This is a genomic window from Streptacidiphilus cavernicola, assembly GCF_042510955.1.
In the GTDB taxonomy this organism is placed as follows: domain Bacteria; phylum Actinomycetota; class Actinomycetes; order Streptomycetales; family Streptomycetaceae; genus Streptacidiphilus; species Streptacidiphilus cavernicola.
Map to the genome: position 1 here is coordinate 26,418 of NZ_JBHFAB010000033.1, position 23,260 is coordinate 49,677.

Genomic DNA, 23,260 nt, shown 5'->3' on the forward strand with positions numbered 1-23,260 from the left:
GAAAACGAGTTGACGCTACGTCAACGAACGGGGAAAGGGCCGGGGCCGGTGCTCTCACGGACCGTCAGCACCGGGGTGAGCAGCGTGATCTCCGGCGGGGCGCCGCCGTCGATCCGGCTCATCACCAGCTCCACCGCCTGTCGGCCCAGCTCCTGCGCCGGGCCGGTGACCGCGGTGAGCCGGGGCGAGTTCTGCTCGGCGAGCTGCTCCGGGCAGAGCGCGACCACCGAGGCGTCCTCGGGGACGATCCGTCCGCTGCCGCGCAGCAGGCTGAGCAGCGGACCGAGCGCGCCCTCGTTCTGCACCACGAAGCCGGTGGTGGCCGGGCGGTCCTCCAGGATTCGGGCCAGCGTCCCCGCGGTGCTCTCGTAGGTGCCCTCGCAGGGGCGGTGCAGGATCCGCAGTCCGCGCGCGGCGGCCCGCTCGCGGAAGCCGGTCAGGGTCCGCTCGGCGTAGCCGGCGTGCCGCCGGTAGACCTGCGGGGCGTAGCCGACGAAGGCCACGTCGCGGTGGCCGAGGTCGGCCAGGTGGTCGGCGCAGAGCGCGCCCGCGGCGGTGAAGTCGTGGTCGACGCAGGCCAGGCCGTGCGCGTCGGCGGGCAGGCCGATCATCGCGGCATGGCTGCCCAGCTCGCGCAGCACCGGGATCCGTTCGTCCTCCAGCTCGACGTCCATCAGCACCACGCCGTCGGCGAGCCCGCTGGCGGCGACCCGGCGGACGCCCTCGGGGCCCTCGTCATTGGTGATCAGCAGCACGTCGTAGCCGTACTGCCGGGCCGCCATGGTGACCGCGATGGCGATCTCCATCATGATCGGGACGTAGACGTCGGTCCGCAGCGGCACCACCAGGGCGATGATGTGCGAGCGCTTCCCGGCCAGGGCCCTGGCCCCCGCGTTGGGGTGGTAGCCGAGGTCGCTGATGGCCTGCTCGACCCGGGCCCGGGTCGGCTCGGAGATCGCCCGCTTGCCACTGAGGACGTAGCTGACCGTACTGGGCGAGACGCCCGCCTGCCGCGCCACCTCGGCGAGTGTCACCATGTCGGACTTCCCATGTCGGAGTTCCCCGCTGTTCGATGGACCTGTGCGGCGTTGTGTGTGCAGCGTAGTGAACCGGGGTCAGCCCTTGATGGCACCGGTCAGCATGCCCTTGGCGAAGTGCTTCTGCAGGAACGGGAACACGATCAGCACCGGGACCAGGGTGAGCACCACGACCGCCATCTGCAGGGCGAGCGGGGTGGTGACCGAGTGCCCGCTGCCGAAGCCCGCGTTGCTCTGCCCCGGCATCGCGACGCCCTGGCTGACGTAGGAGTACAGCACGTACTGCAGCGGCCACTTGGTGCTGTCGGTGCCCATGTAGAGCATCACGTTGAAGAAGGAGTTCCAGTAGCCGACCGCGTAGAACAGGGTGACCACGGCGGTGACCGCGCGCGAGGTCGGCAGCACCACCGACCAGAGGATGCGCCACTCCCCCGCCCCGTCCATCCGGGCGGCGTCGATCAGTTCGGCCGCGGTGCCGGAGTAGAAGGAGCGCAGCACCAGGATGTTGAAGACCGACACCGCGGTCGGCAGGATCAGCGACCAGTACTGGTCCAGGCCGCCGAGTCCGACCACCACCAGAAAGCTGGGGATCAGCCCGCCGCTGACGAACATCGTGACGATCAGCAGCATCAGCAGGAAGCGGTGGCCGAGCGAGCGGGACCGCGACAGGCCGTAGGCGCAGAGCACCGAGACCACCATCGAGAACAGCGTGCCGACCACGGTGATGCCCAGGCTGACCAGCAGCGCCTGGGCGACCGGGCCGCCGCTGAGCATGGTGCTGTAGGCGTTGAGGGTGAGCCCGTCCGGGACCAGGACGATGCCGCCGGCCCGGTTGACCGCCCCCTGGGTGGAGAGGCTGGTGAGCACCACGCAGTAGAGCGGCACCAGCACCGCCAGCACGACCAGGGCCAGCACGGTCCCCTTGCCGGCCTGCCCGGCCCGGCTGGGCGGTTCCTCCCAGGGGGGACGTTCGGCCCTGGGCCGGGGGGCGCGGCGGCGGTCGCCGCTCAGGGAGAGTGTGCTCATTTCCGGTACAACCCGTCTTCGCCGAATGCGTGCGCGAGCTTGTTGGCGGCCAGGATCAGCACCAGCGAGATCACGCTCTTGAAGAGGCCGGCCGCGGTGCCGTAGCCCTCGTTGTTGGTTCCGATGCCGTAGTAGAAGGAGAAGGTGTCCAGCACGTCCGCGGCGTCGTGGCCGACCGCCGTGCGCTGGATCAGCATCTGCTCGAAGCCCACCGTCAGCGCGTTGCCGAGGCGCAGCACCAGCATCAGCACGACGACTCCGCGCATCCCGGGGAGGGTGATGTGCCACATCCGGCGCCAGCGGCCCGCCCCGTCGGCCGCGGCGGCCTCGTAGAGGTTCTGGTCGATCGCGGCCAGGGCCGCCATGAAGACGATGACGCCCCAGCCGGCCTCCTTCCAGATCGCCTGCGAGGTGACCAGCAGTTTGAAGGTCGCCGGGTCGGTCATCACCCCCCAGGTGCCCATGCCCTGGTGCCGGAGGAACTGGTTGACCAGCCCGGCGCCGCCCAGCATCTGCTGGAACAGGGTGACCACCAGCACCCAGGAGAAGAAGTGCGGGATCAGCGTGACCGACTGGACCAGGCTGCGGATCCGCTCGTTCAGCACCGAGTTCAGCAGCAGTGCCAGGACGATCGGGATCGGGAAGAACAGCACCAGTTGGACCGCGCTGATCGCCAGGGTGTTCTCCAGCGCCTCCCAGAACAGCTGGTCCTGGAACAGTTGCTGGAAGTTCTCCAGGCCGATCCACTGGCTGTGCAGCACCCCGGTCAGGTGGTCGTAGTACTCGAAGGCGGTGACCGTGCCGAACAGCGGCAGGTAGTTGAAGACCAGGAGCAGGACGACGGCCGGCAGGGTCATCAGGATGAGCGTCCTGTCGCGGCGCAGCCGGACGCGCCAGTTGAGCTTTCGGGCGCGCTCCGGGCGGGACGCGGCGGGCTTCACCCCGCCCTTCGTCCCGTCCTCCGCACCGGCGTTCGTGGTAACCGCGGCGGCCACCGTACCTCCTGGGTGTGACGGATCGGGCGGGTCGACTACTGGTCGGTGCCGTACTTGTCCATGACGTTCGTCTGGTACCACTCCACCAGCGTGGTGCCGCCGTTCTTCTTCCAGGTGCTGACCGCCTCCTGGAAGGCGGAGACCGGCTTGATGCCGTGGTAGACGTCCTTGACGGTGTCCTCGACCGCCTGGGCGGCGTCGGCGGTGGAGTAGCGCGCCGGGACGGTGATGTTCATGTTCCAGAACACGCTCTTGTAGGCGTACTTGGCGGTCGCGGTGTTCCAGGCGGTGTAGTCCTTGGTGAGCTGGTCCGCGCCGGGGTTGCTGATCACCTCCTGGCAGGTGGCCAGGAACGGGAAGGTCTGCTGCTGGACGCTCTTCTGGCCCTCGGAGGTGAAGGTCGGCACGCCGCCGACCATGGTGTAGTCGGTGCCCTCGACGCCGTAGTTGATCAGCGTGTACTCGGCCGAACCCCAGGGTGCGGCCAGGTAGTTGGCGATGGCCAGGCACTCCTTGATCTGGGCCGGGCTGAGCTTGGCGTTGAGGTAGCTGACGAAGCTGGTGGAGGTGCCCAGGTAGATGCTCGGGGTGGACTTGCCGTCCGCGGCGAACAGCGGGAAGGCACCGCGCCGGTAGGCCTTGGACGCCGCCTTGCCCGCCTGGTCGTCGGCCAGGTTCCAGGCGCCGGTGCCGTCCCCCTCGATCAGCACCTTCCCGGCGTAGAAGCGGGCCTTGGCGTCGCTGTTCTTGCCGGCCAGGGCGTCCGGGTGCACGGAGCCGGACTTGGCCAGCTGGTAGTGCCAGTCCAGGGCCTCCAGGAACTCGGGCTGGTCGTACTTGTGCGCCAGCTTCCCGTCCTTGATCCAGAACTTGTTGGCGATGCCGAAGGCCGGCTGGAGGTAGGTCCACACGTCGTCGAAGGCCCAGACGCCCGCGGAGGCGCTGGTCAGCTCCTTGCCGAGGGCCATCAGATCGGCCGCCGAGGTGACTTCGGAGGCGCTGATGCCCTTGGCCTCGAAGACGTCCTGGCGGTAGTAGGTCATGCCCGCGAAGGAGGTGCCGGAGGAGAACGAGGGGATGCCGTAGAGCTTGTCGTCCCAGACCCCGCACTTCCAGGCGCCGGTGGGGATGGCGGCGAGGTTGGGGTAGTCCTTGACCTTGTCCCCGGCCAGGTAGGGGGTGAGGTCGGCGAGCTGGGTCGCGGCGAGTTCACCGGTGTTGAAGGTCTGGTTCCACCAGGTCGGCAGCTGGACCCAGTCCGGGAGCTTCTTGGCCGCGGTCAGCGTGGTGATCGCGGTGTTGAAGGTGTTCCCGTCGGCCGGGTGCATGGTGAGGCTGGCGCCCAGGGCCGCGTTGACCGCCGTGTAGAAGGAGTTGCCCGCCTGGGGCACCGCGCCCCAGAGCGGGGTGACCGCCGTGTAGCTGCCGCCGGAGCCGGGCTTGCCGGTCACCGTCGCGACCGGGTTGGCCGGGTAGGTCAGGAAGCCCGGGTCGGTGACCGCGCCGTTGGCGAACGACACCGAGGGGATGTCCGGCTTGACCGAGGTGTTCGCCGTGTAGGCGGGAACCGCGCTGGTCACGCCCTTCTTGGTGTTGGCGCCCGACTTGACGGCGCTGCCCGACCCACAGGCGCTCAGCAGCGGGGCCATGGAGGCGGCCCCGGCCACGCCGACGGCGGTGCGCAGAACGGATCTGCGGTTCATCTCGATGCTCATGGTCGGTGCGGCCCTTCGTCTGTGGGATCCGGTCAGCGGCGGTACGGCGGGAGCGGTGCGGCGGTGGCGGTACACGGGCAGCGATGCGAAGGCGTCGAAGCGCTTCGATGTTGCGGCGAGACTAACCACGCGTTACAGGTTCGGCAAGAGTCTGAACAAAAATTCCCGGAACCGCCCTGATGATCTGTCAACTTCTACAACTAGCCAGGTCACAGCGGTATTTGTAGCTGTTGTGGAAAATTCGACCCCACCGCACGGTTGACAGACGGGCGGCTCGCTGCCACTTTCGAACCGCTTCCGTCCGACCACGTACCGCAAGGGGTCCACCAGGTGAGTACCGCCTCCGCCTCCGTCCAGCAGCAGCACCGAGCGACCGGGCCCCACCCCTTCCAGGACCCCGAACTGCCGCTGGCCGCACGGGTCGAGGACCTGCTCGGCCGGCTCGCCCCGGACGAGCGGATCGCGATGCTGCACCAGTACGCCCCCGCCGTCCCCCGGCTCGGCGTCGGCCCGTTCCGGACCGGCACCGAGGCCCTGCACGGTGTCGGCTGGCTCGGCACCGCCACGGTGTTCCCGCAGGCCGTGGGCCTGGGCGCGACCTGGGACGAGCAGCTCTGCCACGCCGTCGCCGCGGTGACCGGCACCGAACTGCGCGCCTACCACCACCACCGGACCCCGGCCGTCGGCGAGGGCCGGCACAGCCTCCAGGCCTGGGCCCCGGTGGTGAACCTGCTCCGCGACCCGCGCTGGGGCCGCAACGAGGAGGGCTACGCGGAGGACCCGCTGCTGACCGCCCGGCTGGGCGACGCCTACTGCCGCGGCATGGCCGGGGACGACCCGGACCGGCTGCGCACCGCGCCGATCCTCAAGCACTTCCTCGCCTACAACAACGAGGACGACCGCTGCACCACCTCGTCCGGGCTGCGCCCCCGGGTGCTGCACGAGTACGACCTCGCGGCCTTCCGCACCGCCGTCGCCTCCGGCGCGGCGACCGGGGCGATGCTGGCCTACAACCTGGTCAACGGCCGTCCCTGCCACGTCAGTCCACTGGTCGAGGACGAGCTTCGGCGCTGGGCCGGACCGACCGGGCACGAGCTGTTCGTGGTCAGCGACGCCGAGGCGCCGTCCAACCTGGTCGACCCCGAGCACTACTACGACGACCACGCCGAGTCGCACGCGGCGGCGCTGCGCGCGGGCGTCGACAGCTTCACCGACCACGGCGAGGACAGCGCGGTCACCGTCGGCCGGATCACCGAGGCGCTGGAGCGCGGGCTGATCGACCCGGCGGACGTGGACCGGGCGGTCCGGCGGCAGCTGTCGATCCGCTTCCGGCTGGGCGAGTTCGACCCGGAGCTGGATCCGTACGCGGACACCCCGTGGGAGGTGGTCGACTCCCCCGGGCACCGTGCGCTGGCCCTGCGGGCGGCGACAGAGTCGGTGGTGCTGCTGAAGAACGCGGGCAGGGCGCTGCCGCTGGCCGCGGGGGCGGGGTTGCCGGGGGCGGGGCGGGTCGCGGTGGTCGGGCCGTTCGCGGACACCCTCTGCGAGGACTGGTACAGCGGGACCATGCCGTACCGGGTCACCGTCGCGGACGGGCTGCGGACGGCGCTGGGCGACGACCGGACCGTCTGCGCGGAGGGGGTGGACCGGATCACCCTGACCGCGGCGTCGACCGGCGGCCGGCTGGCGGTGCCGACGGACGACCCCACCGGACCGGTGCTCGTGCGGGACGCCGCAGCCGCCGACGCCAGCCGCGACGCCGCCGCCGGATTCGACCTCTTCGACTGGGGCGGTGGCGTCCTGACACTCCGTAACGCCCTCGGCGGACGCTTCCTGACCCTCAAGGACGCCGACGCGGGCCTCGCCGCCGACCAGGTCGAGCCCAACGGCTGGGATGTGCACGAGACCTTCCGCCTGGAACTCCAGCCGGACGGCCGCGAGTTGCTCCGCAATGTGCACAGCGGCCGGTACGCCGTGGTCGACCCGGCCAGCGGCCGGGTGGCGGTCACCGCGACCGACCCCGCCGACGCCGAGCGCTGGACCAGGACCGTGGTCCGGGACGGCACCGCCGAGGCGCTCGCCGCGGTCCGCGGCGCGGACACCGCGATCGTCGTCCTCGGCAACAACCCGCTGATCAACGGGCGTGAGGCGGAGGACCGCGAGAGCACCGCTCTCGTTCCGGAGCAGGAGGCACTGCTGCGAGCGGTGGCCGCGGAGTGCCCGCGCACCGTCCTGGTGCTGATGAGCAGTTACCCCTACGCGGTCGACTGGGCCGACGCCCACCTCCCCGCCGTCGTCTGGACCTCGCACGGCGGCCAGGAGACCGGCAACGCCCTCGCCGCCGTGCTGCTCGGCACGGCGGAGCCGTCCGGACGGCTGCCGCAGACCTGGTACCGGGCCGACGACCCGCTGCCGGAGCGGCTCGACTACGACGTGATCAGCGCCGGCTGGACCTACCAGTACCACCGGGCCGCGCCGCTCTACCCCTTCGGCCACGGCCTCGGCTACACCCGGGTCGACTACTCCGACCTGCGGCTCTCCAGCTCCACCGTGGACCGGGACGGCACCGTCGGGGTCAGCCTGACCCTCGCCGCCACGGGCCCGCGCGGCGGCCGGGAGACCGTCCAGCTCTACGTCCGCGCGCTGGACGCCCGCTACGACGCCCCGCTGCTGAAACTGGCCGACTTCGGCAAGGTCGACCTCGCCGCGGGCGAGCGGCGCACCGTCCGCTTCGACCTGGCCGTCGCCGACGCCTTCGCCCACTGGGACGTGGGCACCGGCGGGTTCACCGTCGATCCCGGCCGCTACCGGATCCTGGTCGGACGCTCCGCCGCCGACCTGCCGCTGACCGCCCCGCTCACGGTGACCGGCCCGGAGCCCCGGCCGCGCACGGTGCTCGGACGGCGGGTCCCGGCGGTCGACTTCGACGCCTGCACCGGCGTCGCCCTGGTCGACGCCGCCGTCGGCCGGGGCGACGCGGTCGCCCCGGCCGACGGCGCGGCGCACTCCGAACTCCTCTTCCGCTCGGTCGACTTGACGCACGGCGGCCCGATCAGCCTCCAGGTCGAGGTGTCCCGCGCCGAAGCGGGCGGCGCCGAGCTGGAACTGCGGATCGGCGACCGCCCGGCGACGGCCCGGATCACCGTCCCGAGCACCGGCGACCGCTACGCCTGGACGTCGGTGACCGTCCCACTGCCGGACGACCACCGCGGCGGCAGCGCGGACCTGCGCTTCGTCCTGCGCGGCGAACAGCGCTTCGCGGCCTTCACCCTGCTGCCGTCCGACCCGGCATGAGCGAGACCCGGCTCTGGTACCGCGCCCCCGCCACCGGCTTCCTGGAGGCCCTGCCGCTCGGCAACGGACGCCTGGGCGCAATGGTCTACGGGCAGGCCACGGACGAGGTGATCGAACTCAACGAGGACACCCTGTGGACCGGCGGCCCCGGCGACCGCAACGACCCCACCGCCGCCGCCCGCCTCCCCGCCCTGCGCCGAGCCGTGCTGCGGGACGGCGACCACCTGCGCGCGGACGAACTGGCCCGACGGATGCAGGGCCCCGACACCGACGCCTACCAGCCGCTGGGCAGCCTGCTGCTCACCCACGACTCCGCCGCGGGCGCCGCGGACGCCGACTACCGGCGTGAGCTGAACCTCAGCACCGCCGTCCACACGGTCCGCTGCGGCAGCCGGATCCGCCGCACCTTCGTCTCGGCCCCGGCCGGAGTCCTGGCGCACCACCTCACCGGCGGCGGCATCAGCTTCACCGCCCGCCTCACCACCCCCCACCCCTCGTACTCCCAAGCAGGTCTGACGCTGGGTCACCTCATGAACGGCGGCATGGGCTTCGTGCTCGGCCTACGCGTCCTCGCCGAGGGCGGCGAGGTCCGCGGCCACCCCGACGGCAGCGTCACCGTCACCGCCGCGGACACCGCGACCGTGCTGGTGGCGGCGGCCACCGGCTTTCGCGACTGGCGCACCGAGCCGACCGGCCCGAGCGCCGGGCTTCAGGCCCGGGTCACCGCCGTCCTGGACTCCGCCGCCGCCCGCCGCTTCGCCGACCTCCAGGCCGAGCACACCGCCGACCACGCCCGGCTGTTCGACCGGGCCGGACTGGACCTCCGCTCCGCCCACGCCGACCTCCGCTCGGCTCACGCCGACCTCCCCACCGACGAGCGCCTCGCCGCCCTCCGCGCCGGGGCGGCCGACCCCGGCCTCAGCGCGCTGCACTTCGGCTACGGCCGCTACCTGCTCATCGCCTGCTCCCGCCCCGGCACCCAGCCCGCCAACCTCCAGGGCATCTGGAACCGGGAGCTCCGGCCGCCGTGGAACTGCGACTGGACCACCAACATCAACACCCAGATGAACTACTGGCCCGCCGAGCCGACCAACCTCGCCGAGTGCCATGAACCGCTGTTCGACCTGGTCACCGACCTGGCCGAGGCCGGGCAGCGGACCGCCCGCGGGTACTACGACTGCGACGGCTGGGCGGTCCACCACAACGTCGACCTGTGGCGCAGCAGCAACCCGGTGCAGGGCGGCCCGCAGTGGGCGAACTGGCCGCAGGCCGGACCCTGGCTGTGCGCCCACCTGTGGCAGCACTACCTCTACTCGGGCGACCGCGGCTTCCTGGCCGAGCGCGCCTATCCGGCGATGCGCGGCGCGGTCCGCTTCCTGCTCGACTTCCTCACCGAGGACGCCGACGGCCACCTCGTCACCTGCCCGTCCACCTCGCCCGAACACCGATTCCGGACCCCGGACGGCCGGTTGGCCGCGGTGAGCGCGATGACGACGATGGACTACTGGCTGGCGACCGAGCTGCTCGACTCCTACGTCCGCGCCGCCGGGCTGCTCGGCCTCGACCCCGACCTCTCCGCGCGGGCGGCCGGTGCCCGGTCCCGACTGCCCCGCCCCGGCACCGGCCCGGACGGCGCGCTGCTGGAGTGGCGCACCGACGTCACGGTCGAGGACCCGGGCCATCGCCACCTCTCCCACCTCTACGGCCTCTACCCCGGCAGCGGCCTGACCCCCGCCGACCGCGAGCCCGCCCGCCGCGCGCTCCGGTCCCGCCTGGAGCACGGCGGAGGCGGCACCGGCTGGAGCCTGGCCTGGGTGGCCGCCCTGGCCGCCCGACTCGGCGACGGCGACCTGGCCCAGCACAGCCTGACCACCCTGCTGACCGGATCCACCGCCGCCAACCTGCTCGACCTGCACCCGCCGAGCATCTTCCAGATCGACGGCAACCTCGGCGCGACCGCGGCCGTCACCGAACTGCTGCTGCAGAACACCCCGGACGGCACCGCCCTGCTGCCCGCCCTCCCCGCCGCCTGGCCGAACGGCTCGGCGCACGGCCTGCGCGCGCACGGCGGCCTCACCGTCGACCTGGCCTGGCAGGACCACGCCCTGCTCCGGGCCACCCTGCACACGTCCCGGGCGGGGACGGTCGCCTTCACCGTCCCCGCCCGGGGTCCCGCTCCGCGACTGACCGGCCCCGACGACCGGCCGGTCCCGGCCACCCGCACCCTCAGCCCCGAAGGGCGCCGCCGAAGCGGCTTCCAGGCGCAGGCGGACATCGCCTACCACCTCACCGCGGAACCAAACTGACACGCGGTCGCGCTCCTGTTCACGGGAGCTGCTCCAGCTCCGCCGTCTCCTCCGGGGTGAGCAGGCGGGAGCGGATCAGGAAGCGCATGCCCTCGGGGGCTTCCAACGAGAAGCCGCCGCCGCGGCCGGGGACCACGTCCACGGTGAGGTGGGTGTGCCGCCAGCGTTCGAACTGGTCCTTGGACATCCAGAAGGTGACCGGCTCGGCCACCCCCTCCACCCGGAGCGACGACAGCAGCACGTCCGAGGCGCCGGTGCGGAACTCGCCTTCCAGGTAGCACATCGGGGAGCTGCCGTCGCAGCAGCCGCCGGACTGGTGGAACATCAGCGGGCCGTTGGCGGCGTAGAGCTTGCGCAGCAGCTCCTCGGCGGCGGCGGTCACCGCCACCCGCTCGGCCTTGCTCGCGCTCCGGTCCATGGCTAGAAGAACCCGAGCTTCTTCGCCGAGTAGCTGACCAGCAGGTTCTTGGTCTGCTGGTAGTGGTCGAGCATCATCTTGTGGTTCTCCCTGCCGATGCCCGAGCCCTTGTAGCCGCCGAAGGCCGCGTGCGCCGGGTAGGCGTGGTAGCAGTTGGTCCACACCCGGCCGGCCTGGATCGCCCGCCCCGCCCGGTACGCCGTGGTCGAGTCCCGGGTCCAGACGCCCGCCCCGAGCCCGTACAGGGTGTCGTTGGCGATCCGGATCGCGTCGTCGTAGGTCGCGAACGGGGCGACCGAGACCACCGGGCCGAAGATCTCCTCCTGGAAGATCCGCATCGCGTTGTTGCCCTCGAAGATGGTGGGCTCGACGTAGTAGCCGCCCGCCAACTCCCCTTCCAGGTCCGCCCGCGAGCCGCCGATCAGGATCTTGGCGCCCTCCTGCTGCCCGATGTCCAGGTAGGAGAGGATCTTCTCCAGCTGGTCGTTGGACGCCTGTGCGCCGATCATCGTGGCCGGGTCCAGCGGGTGCCCCTGGACGATGGCGCGGGTGCGCTCCACCGCCGCGTCCAGGAACTCGCTGTAGTGACCCTCCTGGATCAGCGCGCGGGACGGGCAGGTGCAGACCTCGCCCTGGTTCAGCGCGAACATGGTGAAGCCTTCGAGCGCCTTGTCCAGGAAGTCGTCGCGGGCCGAACTCACGTCGTCGAAGAAGATGTTGGGGCTCTTTCCGCCCAGCTCCAGGGTGACCGGCTTGATGTTCTCGCTGGCGTACTGCATGATCAGCCGCCCGGTCGTGGTCTCCCCGGTGAAGGCGACCTTGGCGACCCGCGGGCTGGACGCCAGCGGCTTGCCCGCCTCCACGCCGAAGCCGTTGACGATGTTCACCACACCCGGCGGCAGCAGGTCCGCGACCAGGCTCATCCAGAAGTGGATGGACGCCGGGGTCTGCTCGGCCGGCTTGATCACCACGGCGTTGCCCGCGGCCAGCGCCGGGGCCAGCTTCCAGGTCGCCATCAGGATCGGGAAGTTCCACGGGATGATCTGCGCGACCACGCCCAGCGGCTCGTGGAAGTGGTACGCGACGGTGTCCTCGTCGATCTCGGCGAGCGAGCCCTCCTGGGCCCGGATCGCGCCCGCGAAGTAGCGGAAGTGGTCGATGGCGAGCGGGATGTCCGCGGCCAGCGTCTCCCGGATCGGCTTGCCGTTCTCCCAGCTCTCGGCGACGGCGAGGGCTTCGAGGTGCTGCTCCATCCGGTCGGCGATCCGGTTGAGGATGTTCGCCCGCTCCCCGGCGGGGGTGCGGCCCCAGGCGGGCGCCGCGGCGTGGGCGGCGTCGAGGGCCGCCTCGACGTCCTCGGCAGTGCCGCGGGCGACCTCGCAGAAGGTGTGGCCGTTCACCGGGGTCGGGTTCTCGAAGTACTCCCCGCGCTTCGGCGGCACGTACTCCCCGCCGATCCAGTGGTCGTAACGCGGCTGGTAGCTCATCTTCGCGTCGGGTTCCCCCGGCGCTGCGAAACGGGCCATGGTGGTGACCTCCGTCAGCCTCCTGGCCGACCGTCCCTCGTTGGACGCCCGGCCTCTTGGCCGCAACCTAGTTCCACCGAGGTTGCACGAACGTTGCACGGCCCGGCGGCTGGCCCGGCGGCTGGCCCGGCGGCTGGCCCGGCGGCTGGCCGGGGAGCCGCGGCCGGCCCCACTCGGCCCGCAGCTCCGCCGTCCTGGCCAGGGCCACCTCGCGGCACGGGGAGCCCGGCGGGGCGACCGACACCAGCCGCTCCCAGACCTGGAGGTCGTCGAACCCGGGCCCCTCGGCCCAGCCGCGGACGGTGTCGAACCGGGACGAGGCGAGCACCGCGGCGCGCATCCTGGTGTCCAGCCAGTGCCGGTGTGCGACCACGGCCGGGGCCTCCGAGCTGGGCAGCAGCGGGCCGGGGTAGTCGGCCAGGGCGTCCCGGAGGTCGCCGCGGTCCAGCGCCGCGGCCACGTCCAGGAAGTCCGCCCGCAGTGGGGCGGTGAGCCGGTAGGGGCGGGAGCCGAGCAGTTCGCCGACGATCCGGCGGAGCCGGGTCAGCTCGACCCGCAGCGTGGTCGGACTGGGCGGCATATCGTAGAGCAGGTCCGCGAGTTGATCCCCCGTCAGGCCGTCCGGGTGCAGCGCCAGCATGATCAGCAGTTCGGCGTGGCGGCGGGTCAGCCGGAGCTCGGTGCCGTCGGTGCGGTTCAGCAGGCCCTCGTGCGGCCCGAGCACCCGCAGCCGCTCCTCCTCGCCCGTCCGCTGCGGCAGCCACAGCGCCGCCTCGCAGGCCCGCGCGGCGGCCCGGACCAGGGCCAGGCTGTGCGGGTTGGCGACGATGTCGCCGCCGGTCAGGTCGACCACGCCGAGGATCCGGCCGGTCCTCGGGTCGTGGATCGGGGCGGCGGCGCAGGTCCAGGCCTGGACCGGGGTGCGGAAGTGCTCGGTGGCGAAGATCTGCACCTCGTGGTCGAGCGCCAGCGCTGTGCCGGGGGCGTTGGTGCCGGCGTGGGCCTCGTCCCAGAGCGCGCCCTCGACGAAGTTGATCCGGGAGGCACGGGCGCGGGCCGAGCGGTTGCCCTCGACCCAGAGCAGCCGTCCCGAGGCGTCGGACACCGCCATCAGGTGGTCGCCGTCGTCGGCGGCGGTGCCGACGATCTGCCGCAGCACCCCGATCACCCGGGCCAGCGGATGCGCGTCGCGGTAGGCGGCGAGGTCGCCGTCGGTGAGGGTGACCGGAGGGGCGACCGCCTGGTCCACCCGGGCCTCGCGGGAGCGCAGCCAGGACTGCGCCACCACCTCGCGCAGCCCGCCGCCACCGGGCCCGGGGTCACCTGCGGGGCTGCCCGCTGGGCCGCCCGCTGGGTTGCCCGCGGCGACGAAGGCCGTGTGTGCGTCCCCGATCTGACGCGCCCGCGCCTGCGGGTCCGCACCGACCTGCGCCAGCCAGCTGCCGTTGCCGCCCATCGACTCCCGTGCCCGCTTCCCGTGCCGCCCGGCCGTTCCGGCGCGCTGCCGGACGGCCCCTGCTGTGGATACTGTTCCCGCCCCGGAGCTGACGCAACGCCTGGCGCGTGATCGACTCCGGGCGGGCGGAGCGCGCGGCTCCGCGCGCCCGACGCTTCCTTCAAGAGTTGAACACGGCACTGCTCCGTACAAGAGCGACCGCCACCCAGCAGCAGCGTTGCCGGGACCGCCTTGAGAGCGCTTCCATTTCCGGGCCGACCATCTTGACAGGCTGCCACACCGGCCCCAATGTACGTCTCCGAGAGAGCGCTCCACCGCGATGGACACCACCCTTCATCGCGGAACTCCCGGCTTCACTTGCAGAAGGCAGGTAGTCGTAAATGTCCTCATTCAGGGCCGCAGACAGTGAACTTCCCGATGCAGAACCGCAACTCCGCGACAGCTCCGCACTGAGCCGCCGCGCCTTCACGGCCGCGGCGCTCGCCACCACCGCCCTGCCACTGGCGGTGGCCGTCGCCGGTCCGGCGTCCGCGTCGGCCGCCGCCACGAGCCACCGGACGCCGAAGGCCCCCAAGGCCCCGAAGCCGCCGAAGCTCCCGCCCACCCCGGACTTCGGCCCCAACGTGCAGGTCTTCGACCCCAGCACCCCGGCCGCGACGATCCAGTCCGCCGTGGACGCCGCCGCCGCGCAGCAGGTCCCGGCCGAGTTCGGGGCCGGCCGCTTCGCCTTCCTGTTCAAGCCGGGCAGCTACACCGCCGACATCCAGCTCGGCTACTACACCTCGGTGGCCGGGCTCGGCCTCTCCCCCGACGACGTCACCATCAACGGCGAGGTCCGGGTCGAGGGCCAGCAGCAGTCGGACGGCAGCTTCAACGGGCTGACCAACTTCTGGCGCTCGGTCGAGAACCTCGCCATCGTCCCCACCGACGGCATCAACTGGTTCGCGGTCTCGCAGGCCGCGCCGATCCGCCGGGTGCACGTGAAGGGCAGCCTGTTCCTGTTCCCCCGTCAGGGCGGCTACACCAGTGGCGGCTTCATCGCCGACACGGTGGTGGACAGCCAGGTGATCAACGCCTCCCAGCAGCAGTGGCTGACCCGGGACAGCCAGGTCGGCAGCTGGTCCAACGCGGTCTGGAACCAGGTCTTCGCCGGGGTGATCGGCGCGCCCGAGCAGTCCTTCCCCGACCCCCCGTACACCACCCTGCCGACCAGCCCGAAAAGCCGGGAGAAGCCCTTCCTCGCCGTGGACGCCAAGGGCCGCTGGCAGGTCGTGGTGCCCAAGCTGCGGCACAACGCGCTCGGCACCACCTGGAACGGCGGAGCCCCCACCGCCGCCCGGACCATCGCGATCGACGAGTTCTTCATCGCCAAGCCGAGCCACTCCGCGCACACCATCAACCGGGCGCTGGAGGACGGCAAGCACCTGCTGTTCACGCCGGGCGTCTACCAGGTCGACCAGACCATCCGGATCAAGCGCGCCGAGACGGTCGTCCTCGGCATCGGCTTCCCGACCATCAGCCCGCTGCACGGCGTGGTCCCGATGAGCGTGGCGGGCACCAAGGGGGTCCGGATCGCCGGGCTGCTGTTCGACGCCGGCGCGGCCAACTCCCCGGTGCTGCTCCAGATCGGCGATCGGCGCGGCGGCTGGAGCGACGCGGGCGACCCGACCTCGGTCCAGGACGTGTTCTTCCGGATCGGCGGCGCAGGCGCGGGCCGGGCCACCACCGCGCTGGTGGTGGACGCCGACGACGTGCTGCTGGACCACGTCTGGGCCTGGCGGGCGGACCATGGCACCGGCGTCGGCTGGACCGTGAACACCGCCGAGACCGGCGTGGTCGTCAACGGCGACCGGGTCCAGGCGACCGGTCTGTTCGTGGAGCACTTCCAGAAGTACAACGTGGTCTGGAACGGCGAGCACGGCAGCACCGTGATGTTCCAGAACGAGCTGCCCTACGACCCGCCGAACCAGGCCGCCTACCGGCACGGCCGCACCCTCGGCTGGGCCGCCTACAAGGTCGACGACTACGTGAAGCACCACGAGGGCTGGGGCCTGGGCAGCTACTGCTTCTTCAACGTGGACCCGACCATCCACGTCAGCCACAGCTTCGAGGTGCCGGTGACCAAGGGCGTGGTGCTGCACGACGTGCTGACCGTCTCGCTGAACGGCGACGGCGTGATCGACAACGTGGTCAACGACTACGGCGGCCCGGCCCAGGGCAGCGCCACCGTCCCGGTGAACGTGCTCCGCTACCCGCCGGCCGCAGGCTGAGCCGACGTCAGTTCCGCCGGACCGCAGGACCGGACGGACCGCAGGACCGGGACCCCGACCCCCGGACCGGCGGTCCGTCCCCATGCTCCGGCAGCACGGAATCCTTCAACTGTTGAACGTTGCGCACCTTCTTGACGGTGGGTCATAGGGCCCTGAGACTGCCTAAGGATCTGGAACTTCCATGTCAGTGGATTGAGAGCGCTTTCAGCTCACTGATTCGAAGGGCCCGAGTCGGGACGGGCATCCGGATCCAACCCAGAAGGTGGCACCAAAGCGCTCCTCACATCGATCTGGCGTTCACTTCACGAACCCAGGTGAAAGGACCCCCATGCGCAGAACCACCCTTCGGCGCCCACCGCGGCCCGCGTCGCGCAGACGCCTCACCGCGCTGGTCACCGCGCTCGTGCTGACCCTCGCCGCGCTGCTCGGGATGACCGCGACCGCCAGCACGGCCTCCGCCGCGGCCGACTACACCCAGAGCATCGCCCAACTGAGCGCGTCGCAGACCCAGATCACCTTCATACCCACCACCCCCGCGGCCTATGTCGACGTCCACTACCTGGTCAACAACGCGAACCAGCAGAACGTCCGGATGGCCGTCAGCGGCAACACCTGGACCGACACCATCAGTTCGCTGAGCGCGGGCAATGTGATCGAGTACTGGTTCACCTACGAGAAGAGCGGGCCGCAGTACGACACCCCGCACTTCACGTACACCCAGACCAGCGGCAGCAGCGGGACAGTGGCCACGCCGACCTTCAGCCCGGCCGGGGGAAGCTTCACCTCGGCCCAGACGGTCACCCTCGCCGACAGCACCTCCGGCGCGAGCATCCGCTACACCACGGACGGAAGCACCCCCACTGCCTCCTCCACCCTCTACAGCAGCGCGCTGAGCATCACCGCGACCACCACCGTCAAGGCCATCGGCATCAAGTCCGGTAGCACCAACTCGGCGGTGGCCAGCGCGACCTACACCATCACCACCGCGCCCTCCACGGTCGCGACGCCGACCTTCAGCCCGGCCGGAGGGACCTTCACCTCGGCCCAGAGCGTGACCCTCGCCGACGCCACCTCCGGCGCGAGCATCCGCTACACCACCAACGGCAGCACCCCCACCGCCTCCTCCACCCTCTACAGCGGCGCGATCACGGTCAGCGCCACCAGCACGGTCAAGGCCATCGGCATCAAGTCGGGCCTGACCAACTCCGCGGTGGCCAGCGCGACCTTCACCATCGGGACCTCGGCGGGCTGTCCGGCGCAGTCGGACACGCCCGACTTCGGCCCCAACGTCCACATCTTCGACCCGAGCATGTCCAGCGCCAGCATCCAGGCCACCCTGGATGCCCAGTTCGCGCAGATGAAGGACACCAACACGGCCCAGTTCTCCGAGAACCGGGTGGCCGACCTGTACAAGCCGGGCACCTACAACGTCGAGGACAACGTCGGCTTCTACACCTCGGTGGCCGGCCTCGGGCAGAACCCGGACGACGTCACCATCAACGGCGACGTCACCGTCGACGCCTTCAACTCCGAGGACGCGGGCAACGCCACCCAGAACTTCTGGCGCTCCGCGGAGAACCTGGCGATCAACCCCTCCAGCGGCACCGACCGCTGGGCCGTCGCCCAGGCCGCGCCGTTCCGCCGGATCGACGTGCACGGCAACCTGGCGCTCTACCCGGCCAGTTACGGCTACGCCAGCGGCGGCTACATCGCCGACACCAAGGTCACCGGACAGGCCTCCTCGGTCTCGCAGCAGCAGTGGTACACCCGGGACAGCAGCCTCGGCAGCTGGGCCGGCGGCGTCTGGAACATGGTCTTCTCCGGCGTGAGCGGCGCCCCGGCGAACACCTTCCCGAGCCCGCCGGAGACCACCCTGGCCACCACCCCGGTCTCCCGCGACGTGCCGTACCTGTACATCGACAGCAGCGGCAAGTACCGGGTGTTCGAGCCGTCGCTGCGCACCAACGCGTCCGGCCCGAGCTGGGCGAACGGCAGCACCCCCGGCACCTCGCAGCCGATGAGCACGTTCTACGTGGTCAAGGCCGGCGACACCGCCGCGACCATCAACAACGCGCTGGCCGAGGGCTGCAACCTGTTCGTCACCCCCGGGGTCTACCACCTCAGCCAGACCCTCAACGTGACCAAGGCCAACACCGTCGTCCTCGGCATCGGCTACCCGACCTTCGTGCCCGACAACGGGGTCAACGCGATGCAGGTCGCCGACGTGGACGGGGTCCGGCTGAAGGGCCTGCTGTTCGACGCCGGGACGACCAACTCGGCCGCGCTGCTGACGGTCGGCCCGTCCGGCTCGTCCGCGAGCCACGCGGCCAACCCGAACACGATCCAGGACGTGTTCTTCCGGATCGGCGGCGAGGTCGCCGGCAAGGCCACCGCCAGCCTGATCGTCAACAGCAACAACACGATCATCGACCACATCTGGGCCTGGCGCGCCGACCACGGCAACGCGGGCACGGTCGGCTGGACCACCAACACCGCCGACAACGGCCTGATCGTCAACGGCAACAACGTCCTGGCGACCGGCCTGTTCGTCGAGCACTACCAGAAGTACGAGGTCACCTGGAACGGCCAGGGCGGTGAGACCATCTTCTTCCAGAACGAGATGCCCTACGACGTGCCCAACCAGGCGGCCTGGATGAGCTCCTCCGGGGTCAACGGGTACGCCGCCTACAAGGTGGGCGCCAACGTCACCACCCACCAGGCCTACGGTCTTGGCAGCTACTGCTACTTCAACGTCAACCCGGCGGTGAACGCGTACCACGCGTTCGAGGTGCCCAACACGTCGGGCGTGCAGTTCCACGACGCGCTCACCGTCTCGTTGGGCAACGTCGGCACCATCACCCATGTCATCAACGACACGGGCGCGCTGACCGCCACCAACACCACCCCGAGCAACGTGGTCAGCTTCCCGTGAACTGACCCGACCTGACCTGCTCACCTCCGTCGGCCGACCCGGGCAACCCGGGTCGGCCGACGGCCGTCTGACGCACTATTTGGTCTAGTCCTCTTGACGTGAGCGGGCTCAGGTTGTTTGGTGTGTACCAACGCCAGGCCTAGCGGACACCCCCACGTCACCCCCACGCCCGACGGGCATTCCCGAAAGGGATCACTGTCATGCACCTGGCACGAATTGCCGCGTCAGCCTGCGCTTTTGCGCTGGCGACCACCGGCGCCGTGGTCGCGCTGGCCCCCACCAGCAGCGCCGCCACCGGCAGCGTCTACTCCGTGGCCCCCTACGTCGACATGTCCAACGGCCAGGAGGGCCTGCTGGACACCGCCATCACCGGACACGGGCTCAAGGCCTACACCGCGGCCTTCGTGCTCGGCGAGGGCTGCAACCAGATCTGGGGCGACACGCTCCCGATCGGTGCCGACTCCTTCACCGACCCGCTGATCGCCAAGGCCAAGTCCGAGGGCGCCTCGGTCATCATCTCCTCGGGCGGCGCCAGCGGCCTGGCGCTCGCCTGGACCTGTTCCAACCAGGCCAGCATCGACGCCGGCTACCAGGCCATCATCAACGACTACGGGGTCACCCAGCTCGACTTCGACATCGAGGGCGCCGCCATCGCGGACACCGCCGCCGCGGCCCGGCAGATGCAGGCGATGAAGGACCTCAAGGCGTCCAACCCCGGCCTGCAGTTCTCGATGACCCTGCCGGTCCTGGCGAACGGTCTGACCAGCGACGGCGTCAACATCATCAAGGCCGCCAAGACCGCGGGCATCAAGATCGACGTGGTCAACATCATGACCATGGACTACTACGCGGGCACCGGCACCGAGATGGGCCAGGGCTCGATCTCCGCGGCCCAGGCCACGCTGGCGCAGATGCAGTCGGTCGACCCCAGCTACACCTACGCCAACCTCGGGATCACCCCGATGATCGGCAAGAACGACGACGGCTCCACCTTCACCCTGGCGGACGCCCAGAGCGTGGAGAGCTTCGCGGTGCAGCACGGCGTCGGACGGCTGGCGTTCTGGGCGATCACCCGGGACCAGGCCTGCGGCAGCGGCGGCAACTCACTGCCCACCTGCAGCGAGATCAGCCAGAGCCAACTCGCTTTCACCGACGCCTTCGTGCCGTACGAGGGCAGCTCGGGTGGCGGAGGCGGAGGCGGCACCACGAGTGACTTCTCGCTGTCGCTGTCACCCGGCTCAGGGTCCGTCGCCCAGGGCGGCTCGGCGACCGCGACCGTCTCCACCGCGATCGCCTCCGGCAGCGCCGAGTCGGTCAGCCTCTCCGCCACCGGTCAGCCCTCCGGCGTCGGCGTCTCCTTCAGCCCGGCCTCGGTCAACTCCGGTGGCAGCTCGACGCTGACGGCGACGGTCGGCTCGTCCGTGGCCGCGGGCTCCTACCCGATCACGGTCAAGGGCACCGCCTCCACCGGCAGCCACACCGCCACCTACACCCTGACCGTCACCACCACCGGCGGTGGCGGAGGCGGCACCGGCGGCGGCTCGCTGACCAACGCCGGCTTCGAGACCGGCAGCCTCAGCCCCTGGACCTGCGCCGGAAGCAGCAGCGGCGTGGTCTCCAGCCCGGTCCACTCCGGCAGCCACGCCCTCCAGGTCGTTCCCACCGCCAGTGTCACCGGCGAGTGCGACCAGACCGTCACCCTGTCGCCCAACCACAGCTACACGCTCACCGGTTGGGTCCAGGGCCCGTACGCCTACGTCGGCGTCAGCGGCGGCGCGAGCGCCAGCACCTGGTCCAACGGCTCCGGTTGGAACCAGCTGTCGCTGCCCTTCACCACCGGCAGCAGCGGGACGGTGACCGTCTACGTCCACGGCTGGTACGGCCAGGCCGACGTCTACGCGGACGACTTCACGCTCAACTAGCCCCGGACACCCGGACACCCGGACACCCGGACACCCGGACACCCGGACACGTGAAAACCGGTCGGCCGCACGGGAATTCCCGGCAGCCGACCGGTTTTTCACGGTCCGTCAGTCCTGCTCAGATCAAAGCTTGTTCACCACGCGGACGGCACCGGCGGAACGACCACCGGCGGGCGGTCGTCGCAGGTGATGGTGTTCGGCAGCTCCCACGGGGCGAGCCAGGGGCCGGTGGTGCCGCCCCCGGTGTTGCCGCCGAGGTCGGTCAGCCCGAACTCCGAACCGGCCGGGGTGAAGTTGAACGACCCGCAGTTGTTGACGCCGACCGCGCCGACGTTGCGGGCCACCACGTTCTGGAAGGTCGCCCCGCCGGCCACCCGGGCGCTGACCACCGAGGTGCCGGTGCCGTCGACCTTGATGTCCTTGAAGTGGACGTTGGTGATGGAGTAGAGGTCCTTCACCGGGAAGTCGGCGACCAGCATGATCGCGTTGTAGGTGTTGTCGAGGAAGTTGTCCCCGGTCACCTGGATGTTGGCGTTGATGTTCTTCTCAAGCGCGTAGAACCAGATCGCACCGAGCCCGATGTTCCAGTTCAGCTCGTAGGTACCGGCCCGGACCGTGGTGTTGTCGGTGATCCACAGGTTGCCGGTGAACGGCTCGGCGCCGAAGCGGGAGCCGACCTGGATCGCGCTGCCCTCACGGATCGGGTCCGCGATCAGGTTGTCGGAGACGGTGTTGTCGGTGCCGCCGTAGAGCGCGATGCCGTTGGCGAGCACCGGCGTCTGCACGGTGTTGTGGTCGATGGTGTCGTTGGCGTCCTCGACCTTGTCCGACCACAGCGCGATGGCGTCGTCACCCGTGTTGCGGATGAAGTTGTTGGAGATCAGCGAGTTGGTGACGCCGGTGTGGAAGTTGATGCCGTCGGCGGTCTGGTTGACGATGGTGTTGTCGGTGATCTTCACATTGTTCATCGAGCCGTCGAACCACATGCCGGCCTTGGTGTGGTCGATGTAGAGGCCGTCGATGGTCGAGTTGTTGAACGCCCCGCCGATGCCGTTGACCTGGTCGGTGTCGACCCGGTCGTCCACCGCGCCGTCGATCGCGAAGCCGGACAGGTGGACGTTGCTGCTGCCGCCCGCCGACGCGTCCTTGCCGTAGAAGCCGACGTCGGTGTGGGGCGAACCGTCCGCGGCCGGGGTGCTCAACGCGACCTGGTGGCCCTGGATCTTCGTGTACCAGCTGCCGGCGCCCTCGATCGTCACATTGTCGACGATGATGTGGCGGTTCACCTGGTAGGTGCCCGGCGGGATGTAGACCTTGAGGTGGGTCTTCTTGGCGAAGGCGATGGCCTTGTCGATCGCGTCGGCGGAGTCGCGCCGACCGGTCGGGTCCGCGCCGAACAGCAGCACGTTGGCCGCCAGCAGGTCCACCTTCGGCGGCGCGACCAGCTGCGAGTCCATCAGGTCGATCACCGTGGTCGAGGCCGCGCTCCCGGCCGGGACGGTGAGCCGGATCTTCTCACCGGCCTGGTAGGTCCGGCCCAGCAGCAGCCGCTGCTCGTCGTAGAAGTGGTTCGGACGGTACGGGGTGGAGACCGTCGGCGTCGGCGTGGTCTGGTCCGGCACGCAGGAGCACTCGGTGATCCACTGGTCCGGGAACAGGATCCCGGCCTTGGGGTCGTTGGAGAACGGGTACTGGCTGTAGAGCCAGGCGTACTGCGAGGTCAGCGTCATCGTCGCGCGGTGCGCGCCGTTCACGCTGACGTCGAGCGGCGCGGTGATGCCGCCCCCGTTCGGCGCGTCCGGGATGCTGTAGCGGACGTTGATCGCGTTGGCCGCGGCCGGGAGGGTGAACTCCACGTACTGGCCCCGCGTCAGACTGACCGCCGCGCGCCCCGACGCCTCCGCCGGAAGCGTGTACGCGGCGGTGCCGGGGCCGATGACGGTGCCGTTGGTGGCGGCGTTCTCCGCCTCCTGCTCGGCGAAGCCGGTGTCGGCGCCCCGCCCCGCGACCAGGGCGGGGGCGAGCGCGGCGCGGGTCACCACGGCGGCTGATGCGGCGTCGGCACCGGAGTGGGCAAGGGCGGTTCCGCTGACGAAAACGCTGAGCCCGAGGGCGGTCGCGGTGACCGCCGCGACCGACACTGCGGCGCGACGCGATGGCCTCCCGGCCCGTCTCGCCGCAGCTCCTGTGATGCTCGGTGACATCGAATGCTCGTTTCTCTCGGGTGGGTGAACGCCTGAGATGCGCCCCTCATGGCGAAGGCACGCGCCATGAGGGTGAGCCGACAGTAGGACCCACACACCCGCCCCACAAGGTTTCTACCAAATATTTTCTAAGGCTTGCCACTCAACTGCGTACGACCA

13 protein-coding genes are annotated in these 23,260 nt (G+C 70.7%); 5 read left to right on the plus strand and 8 right to left on the minus strand.

Translation table 11 applies throughout. From position 1 onward, the window contains the following. Positions 1–20 precede the first annotated feature (20 nt). From ACEZDE_RS31130 to ACEZDE_RS31145, 4 genes are all read right to left on the minus strand, one after another. Positions 21–1,037: a LacI family DNA-binding transcriptional regulator gene (locus tag ACEZDE_RS31130; RefSeq protein WP_380543534.1), complete on the minus strand. Its 1,017-nt coding sequence runs from the start codon at positions 1,035–1,037 to the stop codon at positions 21–23. Positions 1,038–1,115: 78 nt separating this feature from the next. Beyond that, positions 1,116–2,063, minus strand: a complete 948-nt coding sequence (locus ACEZDE_RS31135) for a carbohydrate ABC transporter permease (RefSeq protein ID WP_380543537.1) — start codon at positions 2,061–2,063, stop codon at positions 1,116–1,118. Beyond that, positions 2,060–3,058 carry an ABC transporter permease gene (locus tag ACEZDE_RS31140; protein WP_380543540.1) on the minus strand — a complete coding sequence of 333 codons (999 nt, stop codon included), beginning with the start codon at positions 3,056–3,058 and terminating at the stop codon, positions 2,060–2,062. The genes ACEZDE_RS31135 and ACEZDE_RS31140 overlap by 4 nt, the downstream gene beginning before the upstream one ends. Positions 3,059–3,093: 35 nt before the next feature. After that, positions 3,094–4,773: an ABC transporter substrate-binding protein gene (locus ACEZDE_RS31145; protein ID WP_380543543.1), complete on the minus strand. Its 1,680-nt coding sequence runs from the start codon at positions 4,771–4,773 to the stop codon at positions 3,094–3,096. Between the two features lie 330 nt (positions 4,774–5,103). Here ACEZDE_RS31145 and ACEZDE_RS31150 point away from each other — a divergent pair, with 330 nt between their 5' ends. Next, positions 5,104–8,067, plus strand: coding sequence for a glycoside hydrolase family 3 C-terminal domain-containing protein (locus ACEZDE_RS31150; RefSeq protein ID WP_380543546.1), 2,964 nt, complete (start codon positions 5,104–5,106; stop codon positions 8,065–8,067). Beyond that, positions 8,064–10,373, plus strand: a complete 2,310-nt coding sequence (locus ACEZDE_RS31155; RefSeq protein ID WP_380543549.1) for a glycosyl hydrolase family 95 catalytic domain-containing protein — start codon at positions 8,064–8,066, stop codon at positions 10,371–10,373. The genes ACEZDE_RS31150 and ACEZDE_RS31155 overlap by 4 nt, the downstream gene beginning before the upstream one ends. A gap of 19 nt (positions 10,374–10,392) precedes the next feature. Here the strand turns inward: ACEZDE_RS31155 and ACEZDE_RS31160 are convergent, their stop codons facing one another. The 3 genes from ACEZDE_RS31160 to ACEZDE_RS31170 all read right to left on the minus strand — a co-directional run bounded on the left by ACEZDE_RS31160 (position 10,393) and on the right by ACEZDE_RS31170 (position 13,773). After that, positions 10,393–10,791, minus strand: a complete 399-nt coding sequence (locus tag ACEZDE_RS31160; RefSeq protein WP_380543552.1) for a DUF779 domain-containing protein — start codon at positions 10,789–10,791, stop codon at positions 10,393–10,395. A gap of 2 nt (positions 10,792–10,793) precedes the next feature. Next, positions 10,794–12,317: an acetaldehyde dehydrogenase ExaC gene (gene exaC / locus ACEZDE_RS31165; protein WP_380543555.1), complete on the minus strand. Its 1,524-nt coding sequence runs from the start codon at positions 12,315–12,317 to the stop codon at positions 10,794–10,796. Positions 12,318–12,384: 67 nt separating this feature from the next. Further along, positions 12,385–13,773, minus strand: coding sequence for a GAF domain-containing protein (locus ACEZDE_RS31170; protein WP_380543558.1), 1,389 nt, complete (start codon positions 13,771–13,773; stop codon positions 12,385–12,387). 380 nt (positions 13,774–14,153) lie between these two features. On the opposite strand from ACEZDE_RS31170, the gene ACEZDE_RS31175 reads away from it, so the two are divergent. The 3 genes from ACEZDE_RS31175 to ACEZDE_RS31190 all read left to right on the plus strand — a co-directional run bounded on the left by ACEZDE_RS31175 (position 14,154) and on the right by ACEZDE_RS31190 (position 20,897). Continuing rightward, a complete protein-coding gene (locus tag ACEZDE_RS31175; RefSeq protein ID WP_380543561.1) occupies positions 14,154–16,043 on the plus strand; it encodes a coagulation factor 5/8 type domain-containing protein in 1,890 nt (629 codons plus the stop codon). A 328-nt stretch (positions 16,044–16,371) separates the two neighbouring features. Beyond that, positions 16,372–18,975 (plus strand): chitobiase/beta-hexosaminidase C-terminal domain-containing protein, encoded by a 2,604-nt coding sequence (locus ACEZDE_RS31185; protein ID WP_449341722.1) that lies wholly within the window; start codon positions 16,372–16,374, stop codon positions 18,973–18,975. 200 nt (positions 18,976–19,175) lie between these two features. Further along, positions 19,176–20,897, plus strand: a complete 1,722-nt coding sequence (locus ACEZDE_RS31190) for a carbohydrate binding domain-containing protein (RefSeq protein WP_380543564.1) — start codon at positions 19,176–19,178, stop codon at positions 20,895–20,897. A 134-nt stretch (positions 20,898–21,031) separates the two neighbouring features. On the opposite strand, the gene ACEZDE_RS31195 is transcribed toward ACEZDE_RS31190, so the two are convergent. Then, a complete protein-coding gene (locus tag ACEZDE_RS31195; RefSeq protein ID WP_380543567.1) occupies positions 21,032–23,101 on the minus strand; it encodes a glycosyl hydrolase family 28-related protein in 2,070 nt (689 codons plus the stop codon). Positions 23,102–23,260 lie beyond the last annotated feature (159 nt).